The 13,367-nt window shown below is 72.5% G+C and carries 15 protein-coding genes; 8 read left to right on the top strand and 7 right to left on the bottom strand.

Features of this window, described 5'->3' with window-relative positions; genetic code table 11:
* The first annotated feature begins 11 nt into the window (after window positions 1–11).
* The gene (locus BGK67_RS38900) at window positions 12–362 is read left to right on the top strand and encodes a WhiB family transcriptional regulator (RefSeq protein ID WP_069920876.1); all 351 of its coding nucleotides are present in this window, start codon (window positions 12–14) and stop codon (window positions 360–362) included.
* A 35-nt stretch (window positions 363–397) separates the two neighbouring features.
* Here the strand turns inward: BGK67_RS38900 and BGK67_RS16945 are convergent, their stop codons facing one another.
* Both BGK67_RS16945 and BGK67_RS16940 read right to left on the bottom strand, forming a co-directional pair.
* Entirely contained in the window at window positions 398–1,654 is a 1,257-nt protein-coding gene (locus BGK67_RS16945; RefSeq protein WP_069920875.1) for an ATPase BagB, read from the bottom strand.
* Window positions 1,651–2,634 carry an ATPase BagA gene (locus BGK67_RS16940; protein WP_069920874.1) on the bottom strand — a complete coding sequence of 328 codons (984 nt, stop codon included), beginning with the start codon at window positions 2,632–2,634 and terminating at the stop codon, window positions 1,651–1,653. Before BGK67_RS16940 ends, BGK67_RS16945 begins: the two co-directional genes overlap by 4 nt.
* A gap of 53 nt (window positions 2,635–2,687) precedes the next feature.
* Between BGK67_RS16940 and BGK67_RS37580 the strand changes: the two genes are divergently transcribed.
* The 4 genes from BGK67_RS37580 to BGK67_RS16925 all read left to right on the top strand — a co-directional run bounded on the left by BGK67_RS37580 (window position 2,688) and on the right by BGK67_RS16925 (window position 5,240).
* Window positions 2,688–2,849, top strand: a complete 162-nt coding sequence (locus BGK67_RS37580; RefSeq protein ID WP_007264966.1) for a Sp36 family protein — start codon at window positions 2,688–2,690, stop codon at window positions 2,847–2,849.
* Window positions 2,846–3,319 carry a RidA family protein gene (locus BGK67_RS16935; protein ID WP_069920873.1) on the top strand — a complete coding sequence of 158 codons (474 nt, stop codon included), beginning with the start codon at window positions 2,846–2,848 and terminating at the stop codon, window positions 3,317–3,319. Before BGK67_RS37580 ends, BGK67_RS16935 begins: the two co-directional genes overlap by 4 nt.
* Before the next feature lie 176 nt (window positions 3,320–3,495).
* On the top strand, window positions 3,496–4,395 hold the full coding sequence (locus tag BGK67_RS16930) for an NUDIX hydrolase (protein ID WP_069920872.1): 900 nt from the start codon (window positions 3,496–3,498) through the stop codon (window positions 4,393–4,395).
* A complete protein-coding gene (locus tag BGK67_RS16925) occupies window positions 4,392–5,240 on the top strand; it encodes an MBL fold metallo-hydrolase (protein ID WP_069920871.1) in 849 nt (282 codons plus the stop codon). The genes BGK67_RS16930 and BGK67_RS16925 overlap by 4 nt, the downstream gene beginning before the upstream one ends.
* On the opposite strand, the gene BGK67_RS16920 is transcribed toward BGK67_RS16925, so the two are convergent.
* On the bottom strand, window positions 5,237–6,040 hold the full coding sequence (locus BGK67_RS16920; RefSeq protein WP_069920870.1) for a nucleotidyltransferase domain-containing protein: 804 nt from the start codon (window positions 6,038–6,040) through the stop codon (window positions 5,237–5,239). The two genes, BGK67_RS16925 and BGK67_RS16920, sit on opposite strands and share 4 nt — an antisense overlap.
* Before the next feature lie 143 nt (window positions 6,041–6,183).
* On the bottom strand, window positions 6,184–6,858 hold the full coding sequence (locus BGK67_RS16915; RefSeq protein WP_003981529.1) for a Crp/Fnr family transcriptional regulator: 675 nt from the start codon (window positions 6,856–6,858) through the stop codon (window positions 6,184–6,186).
* A gap of 254 nt (window positions 6,859–7,112) precedes the next feature.
* Here BGK67_RS16915 and nth point away from each other — a divergent pair, with 254 nt between their 5' ends.
* The 3 genes from nth (at window position 7,113) to BGK67_RS16900 (ending at window position 10,077) form a co-directional block, all read left to right on the top strand.
* A complete protein-coding gene (gene nth, locus BGK67_RS16910) occupies window positions 7,113–7,985 on the top strand; it encodes an endonuclease III (RefSeq protein ID WP_069920869.1) in 873 nt (290 codons plus the stop codon).
* 129 nt (window positions 7,986–8,114) lie between these two features.
* Window positions 8,115–8,861, top strand: coding sequence for an NUDIX hydrolase (locus BGK67_RS16905; RefSeq protein ID WP_079154232.1), 747 nt, complete (start codon window positions 8,115–8,117; stop codon window positions 8,859–8,861).
* 13 nt (window positions 8,862–8,874) lie between these two features.
* Window positions 8,875–10,077 carry a MarP family serine protease gene (locus BGK67_RS16900; RefSeq protein ID WP_069920868.1) on the top strand — a complete coding sequence of 401 codons (1,203 nt, stop codon included), beginning with the start codon at window positions 8,875–8,877 and terminating at the stop codon, window positions 10,075–10,077.
* Window positions 10,078–10,380: 303 nt separating this feature from the next.
* Here BGK67_RS16900 and BGK67_RS16895 read toward each other — a convergent pair whose 3' ends face one another.
* The 3 genes from BGK67_RS16895 to nhaA are packed head-to-tail and all read right to left on the bottom strand — an operon-like array spanning window position 10,381 to window position 13,300.
* On the bottom strand, window positions 10,381–11,352 hold the full coding sequence (locus tag BGK67_RS16895; protein ID WP_069920867.1) for an alpha/beta fold hydrolase: 972 nt from the start codon (window positions 11,350–11,352) through the stop codon (window positions 10,381–10,383).
* Complete coding sequence (locus BGK67_RS16890; protein WP_069920866.1) at window positions 11,349–11,807, bottom strand: phage holin family protein; 459 nt, start codon at window positions 11,805–11,807, stop codon at window positions 11,349–11,351. The genes BGK67_RS16895 and BGK67_RS16890 overlap by 4 nt, the downstream gene beginning before the upstream one ends.
* Before the next feature lie 50 nt (window positions 11,808–11,857).
* On the bottom strand, window positions 11,858–13,300 hold the full coding sequence (nhaA, locus tag BGK67_RS16885; RefSeq protein ID WP_069920865.1) for a Na+/H+ antiporter NhaA: 1,443 nt from the start codon (window positions 13,298–13,300) through the stop codon (window positions 11,858–11,860).
* Window positions 13,301–13,367: the final 67 nt, after the last annotated feature.

Here is a 13,367-nt window from a genome sequence, read left to right as displayed (position 1 = left end):
ACGGCGCCGGGATGGGCTGGGTTACCGACTGGAGTGCGCAGGCAGCCTGCCGCACTACCGATCCGGATGAACTGTTCGTTCAAGGAGCGGCACAGAACAGGGCCAAGGCGGTGTGCACCGGATGTCCGGTGCGGACCGAGTGCCTGGCCGACGCGCTCGACAACCGTGTCGAGTTCGGAGTATGGGGCGGAATGACCGAGCGGGAACGCCGCGCGCTGCTGCGCAGGCGTCCCACCGTCACCTCGTGGCGACGGCTGCTCGAGACCGCCCGCACGGAGTACGAGCGCAGTACGGGCATCCTCACCATGGATGCCGACGAGGAGCTCGACGTTCCGTACGAGGCGTACGCGGCAGCCGGGTAGACCCCCGGGCGCCACGTCGCACGAACGCCGAACACCTACGCTCCGGCCGGAACCCCGGCCGCGAGTCGCTCTCCGATGGCCCGCAGCCCGGCGAGGTCGTGCACATCGCCGGGCAGGGCGGCCACTTCGGCCACTGCCACCTCGGGGTGCAGTGAGGTGAAGCGATCGCGTGTGCGCTGTTCGCGCGCGATCACCTGCATCCGCTCGGCGTGCAGCCGCAGCAGTCCTGCCGTGATCTCGTCTACGTCGGGGGCGGGGGAGCCGTCGTCGGCGGAGTCACGAAGTCCAGCTTTCCCGGGCTCCTGATCGACAATGCCGCCTTCTTCAAGATTCTCTGCGGCGGCCAGGGCCCGTTCGGCGGACAGGTGGTCGGCGCTGCTGCCGTGTACCCGGTTCAGCACCAGACCGGCCAGCGGCATCTTCTCCGCGGCCAGCCGCTCCACGAAGTACGCCGCCTCGCGCAGGGCGTCCGGTTCGGGAGCCGCGACCACGAGGAAGGCCGTACCGGGAGCCTGGAGCAGCCGGAAGGTGGCGTCCGCACGCGTGCGGAAACCGCCGAACATGGTGTCCATCGCGGCCACGAAGGTCTGCACGTCCTTCAGCAGCGAGGCGCCCATCAGCTTGCTCAGCGTGCCGGTCATCATCGACATGCCGACGTTCAGGAACTTCATCCCCGCCCGGCCGCCCACCTTCGCCGGCGCCATCAGCACACGGATGAACTTCCCGTCCAGGAAGGACCCGAGCCGCTTCGGCGCGTCGAGGAAGTCCAGAGCGGACCGGCTCGGCGGGGTGTCCACGATGATCAGGTCCCAGTCGTCCCGGGCCCGCAGCTGCCCCAGCTTCTCCATCGCCATGTACTCCTGCGTGCCCGCGAAGCCGGCCGACAGGGACTGGTAGAAGGGGTTGGCGAGGATGGCCTCGGCCCGCTCGCCGTCCGCGTGCGCCTCGACGATCTCGTCGAAGGTCCGCTTCATGTCCAGCATCATGGCGTGGAGTTCGCCGTCGTCCGCCGCTCCGGCGCCGGCGCCCACCCCGCTCACCTTGCGCGGGGTGTTGTCAAGCGAGTCGATCCCCATCGACTGCGCCAGCCGCCGCGCCGGGTCGATGGTGAGCACGACCGCCTTGCGCCCGCGCTCGGCCGCCCGTACGCCGAGGGCCGCGGCGGTGGTGGTCTTGCCGACCCCGCCCGCCCCGCAGCACACGATGATCCGGGTCTGCGGATCGTCCAGCAGACCGTCGACCGCCAGCCGCGGCGGAGTGTCCATGCCCACGCTGCCCACCCCCTCGCTCATTCGCCCACCGACTGCTTGCGCAGTTCCCTCGCCAGCTCGTAGAGCCCGGCCAGATCCATCCCCGCCCCGAGCAGGGGCAGTTCGTACGTCGGCACGCCCAGCCCCGCCAGCACGGCGCGCTGCGCGCGCTCCAGCTCCACCCGGCCCGCGTGCTCGGCGGCCTGCGCGAGCAGCGGGTCCACCAGCCGCTCGGCCAGCCCGCCGCGGCGCGCGCCGCCCAGGCCGGCGCGGGACAGCGCCTGCGCCACCCCCGCCCGGTGGTCCTCGGCCGCGGCCCGCAGGGTGTCCTCGTCCAGATGGTGCGGGCGCACCATGTTGACGACGACCCGGCCCACGGGCAGTCCGGCCCGGCGCAGTTCCTCGATGCCGTCCGCCGTCTCCTGGACGGGCATCTCCTCCAGGAGGGTGACCAGGTGCACGGCCGTCTCGGAGGACTTGAGCACCTTCATGACGGCCTGCGCCTGGTTGTGGATCGGCCCGAAGCGGGCCAGGCCCGCCACCTCGTCGTTGACGTTCAGGAACCGGGTGATCCGGCCGGTCGGCGGCGCGTCCATGATCACGTGATCGTAGACGAACCGGCCCGCCTTGTCCTTGCGCCGCACGGCCTCGCACGCCTTGCCCGTCAGGAGCACGTCGCGCAGCCCCGGGGCGATGGTCGTCGCGAAGTCGATGGCGCCGAGCTTCTTGAGCGCGCGGCCCGCGGAGCCGAGCTTGTAGAACATCTGGAGGTAGTCCAGAAGCGCCCGCTCGGCGTCGATGGCGAGGGCGAAGACCTCACCGGTGCCGCCGGGCGCGACGGCGATCTTGCGCTCCTCGTAGGGGAGCGCCTCCGTACCGAAGAGCTGTGCGATGCCCTGCCTGCCCTCGACCTCCACCAGAAGAGTCCGCTTGCCCTCGCGTGCGAGGGCGAGCGCGAGTGCCGCGGCGACCGTGGTCTTGCCGGTGCCGCCCTTGCCGCTGACCACCTGGAGCCTGCTCACAGCGTCCGAGCCTAATTCCTTCGCCCCGGACCGCAGGCACTACCCTCGCTTCCATGACCAAGAAGTTCGAATACGCGACGGTCCCGCTGCTGGTCCACGCCACCAAGCAGATCCTGGACACCTGGGGCGAGGACGGCTGGGAGCTCGTCCAGGTCGTGCCCGGGCCCAACAACCCCGAGCAGCTGGTGGCCTACCTCAAGCGGGAGAAGGCATGAGCGGCGTCGTCGAGGCGAAGCTGGCCGAACTCGGCCTGACCCTGCCCGAGGTCGTCCCGCCGCTGGCCACGTACCAGCCGGCCGTCCGCTCCGGCTCGTACGTGTTCACCTCGGGCCAGCTCCCGATGGTCAAGGGCAGCCTGCCGGTCACCGGCAAGGTCGGTGCGGAGGTCTCGGCGGAGCAGGCCAAGGAGCTCGCCGCCACGTGCGCGCTGAACGCCCTGGCCGCGGTCAAGTCGGTCATCGGCGACCTCGACAAGATCGCGCGCGTCGTCAAGGTCGTCGGCTTCGTCGCCTCGGCCCCCGACTTCACCGCCCAGCCGGGCGTGCTGAACGGTGCGAGCGAGCTCCTGGGCGCCGTCCTCGGCGACAAGGGCGTCCACGCCCGCAGTGCGGTGGGCGTCGCGGTCCTCCCGCTGGACGCCCCGGTCGAGGTCGAGATCCAGGTCGAACTGGTTCCCGGAGCCTGATACCCGACGCACCGGCGGGGCCGGATGTTCCGGCCCCGCCGGCGTTTGCGGGGCGGAGCCCGGGGCGGAGCCCCAGCGGCGCCGCCGCCGCCTCACGCGCCCCCGCGCAGCGTGCCGCCCGCGGCCGAAACCGGTCGGCCCTCGAACATCGGGCCGGATGGCCGTAGCATCCGGCCATGCCGAATGGTCAGCACGGTCAGCAGCAGCCCCCCGCCGGAGGCCAGTGGTACCCGCCGGAGTGGCCCGACCGCATCCGCGCGCTCGCGGACGGATCCCTCACCCCGGTGGACCCCAGACGCGCCGCCACCGTGATGCTGCTGCGCGACACCCCCGCCGGCCCCGTCGTGCACATGCTGCGCCGCCGGGCCTCCATGGCCTTCGCCGGAGGCGCGTACGCCTACCCCGGTGGCGGGGTCGACCCCCGCGACGAGGACCACCAGGTCGGCTGGGCGGGCCCGAGCCAGGACGACTGGGCCCACCGCCTCGGCACGGACGCCCGTACCGCCCAGGCCATCGTCTGCGGCGCCGTGCGGGAGACCTTCGAGGAGGCGGGCGTCCTGCTCGCCGGCGAGACCCCAGGCACCGTCGTGGGCGACACCACCGGTGACGACTGGGAGGCGGACCGGCTGGCCCTCGTGGCGCGGGAGCTGTCCTTCGCGGAGTTCCTGGACCGCCGCGGCCTGCGGCTGCGGTCCGACCTGCTCGGCGCCTGGGCGCGCTGGATCACCCCCGAATTCGAGCCGCGCCGCTACGACACCTGGTTCTTCGTCGCGGCCCTCCCCGAGGGCCAGCGCACCCGCAACGCCTCCACCGAGGCCGACCGGACCGTCTGGATCCGCCCCGCCGACGCCGCCGACGGGTACGACAAGGGCGAGCTGCTGATGATGCCGCCCACGATCTCCACCCTGCGCTCCCTGGAGCCGTACGGGAGCGCCGCCGAGGCGCTCGCCGCGGCCGGGGCGCAGGATCTGACCCCCGTACTGGCCCAGGCGGCGCTGGAGGACGGCGAGCTGGTGCTCAGCTGGCCGGGCCACGACGAGTTCACCAAACGAGTGCGCCTCGGAGGACCCTCATGACCGACGCCGCCGCACTGCCGGGCCGGCCCCGCGCAAGGGTCGCCTCGGGGCCCGCCACCACCCGCGCGGTCAACATCCTGGCCCCCAACCCCTCCGCGATGACCCTGGACGGCACCAACACCTGGCTGCTCTCCGAGCCCGGTTCCACCGAGGCCGTGGTCATCGACCCGGGCCCGCTGGACGAGGCCCACCTCCGGGCGGTCGTCGACACCGCCGAGCGGGCCGGGAAGCGGATCGCCCTGACCCTGCTCACCCACGGGCACCCCGACCACGCCGGGGGCGCCGGCCGCTTCGCCGAGCTCACCGGCACCAAGGTCCGCGCCCTGGACCCGGCCCTGCGGCTGGGCGAGGAGGGCCTGGCCGCCGGGGACGTGATCAGGACCGGAGGCCTGGAGCTGCGCGTGGTCCCCACCCCCGGACACACCAGCGACTCGCTCTGCTTCCACCTGCCCGCCGACCGCGCCGTCCTGACCGGGGACACCGTCCTCGGCCGCGGCACCACCGTCGTCGCGCACCCCGACGGCCGCCTGGGGGACTACCTGGACTCCCTGCGCCGCCTGCGCTCGCTCACCGTCGACGACGGCGTGCACACCGTCCTGCCGGGCCACGGACCGGTCCTGGACGACGCCCAGGGCGTCGTCGAGTTCTACCTGGCCCACCGCGCGCACCGGCTCGCCCAGGTCGAGACGGCCGTCGAGGACGGCTTCCTCACCCCCGAGGCGGTCGTCGCCCACGTCTACGCGGACGTGGACCGCTCCCTGTGGCCGGCCGCGGAATGGTCCGTCCGGGCGCAGCTGGAGTACCTCGAGGAGCACGGCCTGATCCCCGGCGGCCCCGAGCTCTAGGTCCTGGGGGTCTTCGTGCCGTGCCGGGCCGTGTACTCGTCCGCGAGCCACGGCCCGAGGTCCTCGATGTACGTGCGCAGCACGGCCGGGTCCGCGACCGGATCCAGGGCCACCGCGGCCGCCGCCCGCATCTGGGCCGCGCGCTGCGGGTAGTACGTGCCGAAGACCTCCGCGGATTCGGCGAGGTCGCTGGTCCAGCCGCCCCACCGGGGCATGACCAGGGTGAATCCGGTGCGCACCAGGCGCCGCGCGAAGATCCGGCTCAGCTTCCGGTACTCGTCCGGGGCCGAGGCCTCCCGCGCCCTGGTCCGCCAGGTGGGCAGGACGTCGGCCAGGTCGCCGTTGGTCTCCCGGGCGAGCAGGCTGTCGGGGCGGTAGCGGGGCAGGTGCTCGGCGAGGTCGGCGCCGAGGAGCGGGGTGCACAGGCAGGCGAGGAACCAGCCCAGGTCGAATCGTTCCGCCTCGCTGAGGACGGTGGCCTTGTCCTGGAGCAGGATGCCGGCCCCGTCGATCTCCGCGAAGTCCTCGTCGAGCCCGAGCGCCAGCACGTCGGCGGCGTCGCGGTCCTCGTCGGCCGGGGCGCGGTGCAGGACGAGCAGCAGGTCGAGGTCGGAGCGGCCGGGCCGGGCCGTCCCGCGCGGCACGGACCCGTACAGGTAGGCGCTGTGCAGCCGGCGCCCGTACGCCTCGCCGATCCGCTCCCGCGCGGCGGCGACGACGCCGCGGAACTCCCCCGGCACCTGGCCGAGGGACCCCTCCCGCTCGAAGTATCCGTACGCGTCCAGGCCCCTGTGCTCCATGCCTCCACTGTGCCGGGTCCGGCCCCTGGGGGCGCTCGAGGCGCGGGGGACCGGGGGCGGGGCGGCGCGCGACGGCGCCGCTGCGGAAACGCGGAAGGGCCCCGCCCCTCGGGGCAGGACCCTGTGGCCGCTGGGGGCCGGCGTCAGCGGGAGCGCTTGGCGAGCCGCTCCACGTCCAGCAGGATCACCGCGCGGGCCTCGAGGCGGAGCCAGCCGCGCCCCGCGAAGTCGGCCAGGGCCTTGTTCACGGTCTCGCGGGAGGCGCCGACGAGCTGCGCGAGTTCCTCCTGCGTGAGGTCGTGCACGACGTGGATGCCCTCCTCGGACTGCACGCCGAACCGGCGCGACAGGTCGAGGAGCGCCCGCGCGACACGGCCGGGTACGTCGGAGAAGACCAGGTCGGACATCTGGTCGTTGGTCTTGCGCAGGCGCCGCGCGACGGCGCGCAGCAGCGCGGTCGCGACCTCGGGCCGGGCGTTGAGCCAGGGCTGCAGGTCGCCGTGGCCGAGGCCGAGGAGCTTGACCTCGGTCAGGGCGGTGGCGGTGGCGGTGCGCGGGCCGGGGTCGAACAGCGACAGTTCGCCGATCAGCTCGCCGGGGCCGAGGACGGCCAGCATGTTCTCGCGGCCGTCGGGGGAGGTGCGGTGGAGCTTCACCTTGCCCTCGGTCACGACATACAGCCGGTCGCCGGGGTCGCCCTCGTGGAACAGGGCGTCACCGCGTGCGAGGGTCACCTCGCCCATGGAGGCGCGGAGCTCCGCGGCCTGCTCGTCATCGAGCGCCGCGAAGAGCGGGGCGCGCCGCAGAACGTCGTCCACGAGTTTCTCTCCTATGTCGACCAGCTCAGGGGACCGGTCTCCCATTTTGCCGGACGGCTCAAACAGTGCGATCAATCACTACCAAGGATGCCGGACGTACGCACGTGCTGGGTGGTGAGAGACCAATCAGAGTGGTGTTACCGGAGGTCCGGGCGGGTGTCGGTGCCCGGCCTTAGGCTGGCCGGGTGTCCAATAAGCCGGTGAGAGCACAGGCCAAGGGGTCCGCAGGAGTGACGGCGGCCCGTAATTCAGCTGTGGGCGAACAAGCCCTCTCGGAGGCGTCCGCGAAGGCTCCGCCCGCCTCCGCGGGCAAAGGTTCGGCCAAGAAACCCGCCGCGAAGCCCGCCGCGGCGAGGCCGGAATCCCGTCTGGCCATGGTCCGCCGGGCCCGCCGGATCAACCGCGAGCTGGCCGAGGTCTATCCGTACGCCCATCCGGAGCTCGACTTCCGCAATCCCTTCGAGCTGCTCGTGGCGACCGTGCTGTCCGCGCAGACAACGGACCTGCGGGTGAACCAGACGACCCCGGCCCTCTTCGCCGCCTATCCGACGCCCGAGGACATGGCCGCGGCCGCTCCCGAGCACCTGGAGGAGCTGATCCGGCCGACCGGGTTCTTCCGGATGAAGGCCAGGTCCCTGCTCGGCCTCTCGCAGGCGCTGCGGGACGGCTTCGGCGGGGAGGTGCCGGGCCGGCTCGAGGACCTGGTCACCCTGCCCGGCGTCGGCCGCAAGACGGCGAACGTGGTCCTCGGCAACGCCTTCGGAGTCCCGGGGATCACCGTGGACACCCACTTCGGCCGGCTCGTGCGCCGCTGGAAGTGGACCGAGCAGGAGGACCCGGAGAAGGTCGAGGCGGAGATCTGCGCGATCTTCCCCAAGAGCGAGTGGACGATGCTCTCGCACCGCGTCGTCTTCCACGGCCGCCGGATCTGCCACGCGCGCAAGCCGGCCTGCGGGGCCTGCCCGATCGCCCCGCTCTGCCCGGCGTACGGGGAGGGCGAGACCGACCCGGAGAAGGCGCGCAAGCTGCTGAAGTACGAGAAGGGCGGCCAGCCGGGCCAGCGCCTGAGCCCGCCCCCGGACTACCCGGGCCTGCCCGCCCCGCCCCTGGGCTCCGCCCCGGCGTGATCCGGCCCTCCGGGGAGGGAGCCGCGGAGCCCTGGGGCGGCGCGGCGGCTGAGGAACGAATCGGTATCCGCACCGCGTTTGGCGGTGTGGGAGACGGTGCTGACAGAGAGACGCGGGACAAGGACGCCTATGACTGGGGCTACGCAGAACCGCCGGGCCGACGCCGACACGCCCGGGGCGTCGTACGGCGACCCGAGCGGCGAGCGCTACGGCACGACCCTCACCACCGAAGGCCTGCCCGCCTGGCTGGATCCCGTCGTCGAGGCCGCCCGGACCATCGAGCCGCCGCAGCTGAGCCGGTTCCTGCCGCCCGAGGACGGCCGGGGCCGGCAGTCCGCCGTACTCGTCCTGTTCGGCGAAGGCCCCCGCGGGCCCGAGCTGCTGCTCATGGAGCGTGCCGGCACCCTGCGCTCGCACGCGGGCCAGCCCTCCTTCCCGGGCGGCGCCCTCGACCCGGCCGACGGCGACCCGCACACCACCGGCCCCCTGCGCGCCGCGCTGCGCGAGGCCGAGGAGGAGACCGGGCTGGATCCGTCCGGCGTCCAGCTCTTCGGGGTGCTGCCCCGGCTCTACATCCCGGTCAGCGAGTTCGTCGTCACCCCGGTCCTCGGCTGGTGGCGCACCCCGAGCCCGATCGGCGTGGTGGACCCGGCCGAGACGGCCCGTGTCTTCACGGTGCCCGTGGCGGATCTCACGGACCCCGCGCACCGGGTCACCGCCGTCCACCCGAAGGGCCACCTGGGGCCGGGATTCACCGTCGAATCGGCTCTGGTCTGGGGTTTCACCGCCGGAGTGATCGACCGGCTGCTGCATTTCGCGGGCTGGGAGCGCCCGTGGGACCGCTCGCGGCAGGTCCCGCTCGACTGGCACGCGTGAGACGGTGGCCCCTGTGAACGTGCTGGACATCCTGTTGCTGCTCGCGGCCGTGTGGTTCGCGATCGTCGGCTACCGCCAGGGGTTCGTCGTCGGCATCCTGTCGGTGATCGGCTTCCTCGGCGGTGGTCTCGTCGCCGTGTCCCTGCTCCCGCTGGTCTGGGACCGGGTGACCGACAACGGCACCCAGGTCTCCACCACGGTCGTCGTGATCGCCGTCGTCGTGATCATCATCTGCGCCTCGATCGGGCAGGCCCTGACCACGCACCTGGGCAGCCGGCTCCGCCGCCACATCACCTGGTCGCCGGCGCGCGCCCTGGACGCGACCGGCGGGGCCCTGGTCAACGTGGTCGCGATGCTGCTGGTGGCGTGGCTGATCGGCTCCGCGCTCGCCGGGACCTCACTTCCCACGCTGGGCAAGGAGGTCCGCAACTCCAAGGTGCTGCTCGGCGTGTCGCGCGTGCTGCCCGAGCAGGCGAACACCTGGTTCTCGGACTTCAGCTCCACGCTCGCGCGCAACGGCTTCCCGCAGGTGTTCAGCCCGTTCTCCAACGAGCCCATCACCGACGTCCGGGCGCCCGATCCGGCGCTGGCCGCCAGCCCCGTCACCGAGCAGGCCAAGCAGTCCATCGTGAAGGTGGTCGGCACCGCGCCCGGTTGCAGCAAGGTGCTGGAGGGCACGGGCTTCGTCTTCGCGCCCGGCAAGGTGATGACCAACGCGCACGTCGTCGGCGGGGTCGGCGAGCCGACCGTGCAGATCGGCGGCGAGGGCAAGCTCTACGACGGCAAGGTAGTGCTCTACGACTGGGAGCGCGACATCGCCGTCCTGGACGTGCCCAAGCTGAAGGCCCCGGCGCTGGAGTTCGCCGAGAAGGACGCGGCGAGCGGCAGCGACGCGATCGTCGCCGGGTTCCCGGAGAACGGCGCGTACGACGTGCGCGCCGCCCGGGTCCGCGGCCGGATCAACGCCAACGGCCCGGACATCTACCACCGGGGCACGGTCCGGCGCGATGTGTACTCGCTGTACGCGACCGTCCGCCAGGGCAACTCCGGCGGCCCGCTGCTGACGCCCGACGGCAAGGTGTACGGGGTCGTGTTCGCGAAGTCCCTCGACGACCCGAACACCGGCTACGCCCTGACCGTGGACGAGATCCGCGACGACATCCGGATCGGCCGGAGCGCCGTACAGCGGGTCGACAGCCAGGGCTGCGCCCTCTGACACCGCTCCACCGGGCCCGGTGGAGCGGCCGGCTCTCTACGTCCGTGGATGGCGCAGGCGCGCCGAGACCCACAGGGCCCGGCGGCGCAGGATGCGCGGAATCCCGAGGCGGAGGTCGTGGCCGTCCCGGCCGGTCCTCCCGTGGGTGCCCGGCGTCGCTGCCGAGCGTCGTTCGTGTGCGGTGTCACCGTAGTCGTGCGTCCAGCCCATACTCCGAGCTGTGCCCGTGACCCAAGGTCGGTAACCCCGTACGAGGCGGCCAATTGGCCTATGCGCGAGGCAATTGAATGCTTGTCATACCCATCAGCGGTCCGGTTCGGGGTCCTTGAGCCAGTTCACCAGCTCGGTCGAGAAGGCCACGGGGTCCTCCTCGTGCGGGAAGTGCCCGAGACCGTCGAACAGCCGCCACCGGTACGGGGCTTCGACGTACTCGCCGGATCCGGCCGCGCTCCGCGTGCGCATCACGGGGTCGAGCGAGCCGTGCAGGTGCAGGGTCGGCACCCGGACCGGCCGCTTCATGCGCCGGTTGAACTGGAGGCCGTCGGGCCGCGCCATCGACCGCATCATCCAGCGGTACGGCTCGATCGAGCAGTGCGCGGTGGAGGGGATGCACATCGCCCTGCGGTACACGGCGAGCGCGTCCTCGTCGGCGCCGTCCTCCCGCAGCCGCGGCCCCGACCAGTCCCGGATCAGCTCCGCCACGAGCGCCCCGTCGTCGGCGACGAGCCGCCGCTCGGGGATGAACGGCCGCTGGAATCCCCAGATGTGCGAACTGGCCCGGGTCTGGCCGAAGTCGGACAGCATCGCCGAACGCCAGCGGCGCGGGTGCGGCATGGACGAGACGACCAGGCGGCGCACGAGCTTGGGCCGCATCACGGCCGCGGTCCAGGCGAGGTAGCCGCCCAGGTCGTGCCCGACGAGCGCGGCGTCCGGCTCGCCGAGGGACCGTACGACCCCGGTGATGTCGAGCGCGAGATTGGCCGGGTCATAGCCGCGCGGGGTGCGGTCGCTGCCGCCCACGCCGCGCAGGTCCATCGCGACGGCCCGGTAGCCGGCGTCGGCGAGCGCGGTCATCTGGTGCCGCCAGGTCCACCAGAACTGCGGGAAGCCGTGCAGCAGCAGCACCAGCGGCCCGTCGCCGATCTCGGCGACGTGGAAGCGGGCGCCGTTGGCGGCGACGTCCCGGTGCGTCACCGCCTGCCCGCCGGGCAGATCGAGCCGGATCGCCGAGGCGGCGGTGGGCGGATTGCCGGGGTCGGGCGTGGGCGCTGTCATGAGGACGAGCGTGCCACACCCACAGCCTTGTCACTGACCGGCCGCGGGTGGGGCTTGACGGTCCCGACGAGCGCGGCGGTCTGCTTGACCGATTCGATGGTCTTCACCGGCGGCTTGACCTTCTTGAACTTGGCCATGGCCAGCAGCCCGATCAGCCCCGCGAGCAGCCAGAACGCGCCGCCGACGATGAGGAAGGACCACGCGAGGCCGAGCCCGAGGTTATGGATCCCGTAGGCCGCGGCGAAACTCAGTACGGGGAGGGAGAACAACAGCAGCACGCCCGCGACGATCGCGGCGCCGCTGCCGATGCCCGCGCGCTTGACGTCCTGCTTGATCTCCACCTTGGCGAGTGCGATCTCGTCGTGCACCAGGGCCGACATCTCGGCGGTGGCCGAGGCGACCAGCTGGCCGAGTGTGCGCTCGGCTCCTTGCGCCCCTTGGTCCACTGCGCTCATCGCTCTCTCCCTCTGTCGTCTGCCGCGTGTGTACGCCGTCCTGCGTCAGATCATGCCGGACGGTCGCCCTCGATGCGGGACCCGGCCGCCGCTTCTGCCCTGCGCCGGTGTTCCGCGGCCTTCTCCTCGTGGATCCGCGCCATCCGCAGGTGGTACTCCGGGGTGTGCTCCTCGTAGATGTCCGGAATGCCGTCGAGGTCCTCGTCGCGCTCCTCCGCCTCGGTCAGCGCCCGGTACTTGCGGTCGCGGAGCTTGAGCAGGACGCAGGCGCCCACCGCGGCGATGAGGGAGCCGATCAGCACGGCGGCCTTGACCTCGTCGGTGAGGACCGGATCGTCGGCGAAGGCGAGTTCGCCGATCAGCAGCGAGACGGTGAACCCGATGCCGGCGAGCGAGGCGACGGCGAACACGTCCGGCCAGGCGAGGTCGTCGTTGAGCTCGGCCTTGGTGAAGCGGGCGGCCAGCCAGGTGCCGCCGAAGATGCCGACCGTCTTGCCCACGACCAGGCCGAGGACCACGCCGAGGGTCTCGGGCCGGGTGAAGACCTGGCCGATGGACTCGTCGGAGAGGGAGACCCCGGCAGCGAAGAGGGCGAAGAGCGGTACGGCGAGACCGGCCGAGACGGGCCGTACGAGGTGCTCGATGCGCTCGCCGGGGGAGCGCTCCTCGCCCTCCCCGCGGGTGCAGCGCAGCATCAGGCCCATGGCCACGCCGGCGATGGTGGCGTGGACGCCGCTGTTGTACATCAGGCCCCAGATGACCAGGGCGAGCGGCACGTACACGTACCAGCCGCGGACGCCCCGGCGCAGCAGGAACCAGAACAGTACGAGGCCCGCGACCGCGCCGCCGAAGGCCAGGAAGTCGATCCGGCTGGTGAAGAACACCGCGATGACGACGATCGCGAAGAGGTCGTCGACGACGGCGAGGGTGAGCAGGAACGCGCGCAGGGCGGAGGGCAGCGAGGTGCCGATGACCGCGAGGACGGCGAGCGCGAAGGCGATGTCGGTGGCGGTCGGGACCGCCCAGCCGTCCATGGACCCGCTGCCGAAGACGTTGACGAGGGCGTAGACCCCGGCGGGGGCCACCATGCCGCACAGCGCGGCGATGACGGGGAGGGCGGCGGCCTTGGGATCGCGCAGGTCACCCGCGACCAGCTCGCGCTTGAGCTCGATGCCGGCCACGAAGAAGAAGATCGCCAGCAGGCCGTCGGCGGCCCAGTGCTGGATCGAGAGGTCCAGGCCGAGGGCGGCGGGCCCGATGTGGAAGTCCCGGACGGCCTGGTAGCTCTCCGCCAACGGAGGCGTGTTCGCCCAGATCAGGGCGGCGACGGCGGCCACCAGGAGCAGGACACCGCCGACGGTCTCGGCGCGCAGGGCGTCGGCGACGAACCGCCGCTCGGGCAGCGAGAGCCGTCCGAGGAGCTTGCGGCTCGTGGGGTCGGTGGGCTGGGGCGGCGCGGCCACGGTGGGACACCTCCGGTTGGTCGACGGCATGGCAATGCAGTTGCCGACCAGACTTCCCGGCGCACCCTGAGACTTCGAGCGTCACATCTTGACGCTT

It is taken from the genome of Streptomyces subrutilus (assembly GCF_001746425.1).
Classification (GTDB): Bacteria; Actinomycetota; Actinomycetes; order Streptomycetales; family Streptomycetaceae; genus Streptomyces; species Streptomyces subrutilus_A.
Note: the sequence above shows the minus strand (reverse complement) of the source record. Positions and strands in the feature narration are given on the sequence as shown.

Excerpts from the sequence above, each read along its gene's own strand:
- BGK67_RS16920 (WP_069920870.1), bottom strand. The coding sequence starts at position 6,040 with ATGGAGCACAGGGGCCTGGACGCGTACGGATACTTCGAGCGGGAGGGG.
- BGK67_RS16890 (WP_069920866.1), bottom strand. The coding sequence starts at position 11,807 with ATGAGCGCAGTGGACCAAGGGGCGCAAGGAGCCGAGCGCACACTCGGC.
- BGK67_RS16895 (WP_069920867.1), bottom strand. The coding sequence starts at position 11,352 with ATGACAGCGCCCACGCCCGACCCCGGCAATCCGCCCACCGCCGCCTCG.
- BGK67_RS16945 (WP_069920875.1), bottom strand. The coding sequence starts at position 1,654 with ATGAGCGAGGGGGTGGGCAGCGTGGGCATGGACACTCCGCCGCGGCTG.
- nhaA (WP_069920865.1), bottom strand. The coding sequence starts at position 13,300 with ATGCCGTCGACCAACCGGAGGTGTCCCACCGTGGCCGCGCCGCCCCAG.
- BGK67_RS16925 (WP_069920871.1), top strand. The coding sequence starts at position 4,392 with ATGACCGACGCCGCCGCACTGCCGGGCCGGCCCCGCGCAAGGGTCGCC.
- BGK67_RS38900 (WP_069920876.1), top strand. The coding sequence starts at position 12 with ATGGGCTGGGTTACCGACTGGAGTGCGCAGGCAGCCTGCCGCACTACC.
- BGK67_RS16930 (WP_069920872.1), top strand. The coding sequence starts at position 3,496 with ATGCCGAATGGTCAGCACGGTCAGCAGCAGCCCCCCGCCGGAGGCCAG.
- BGK67_RS16905 (WP_079154232.1), top strand. The coding sequence starts at position 8,115 with ATGACTGGGGCTACGCAGAACCGCCGGGCCGACGCCGACACGCCCGGG.
- BGK67_RS37580 (WP_007264966.1), top strand. The coding sequence starts at position 2,688 with ATGACCAAGAAGTTCGAATACGCGACGGTCCCGCTGCTGGTCCACGCC.
- BGK67_RS16935 (WP_069920873.1), top strand. The coding sequence starts at position 2,846 with ATGAGCGGCGTCGTCGAGGCGAAGCTGGCCGAACTCGGCCTGACCCTG.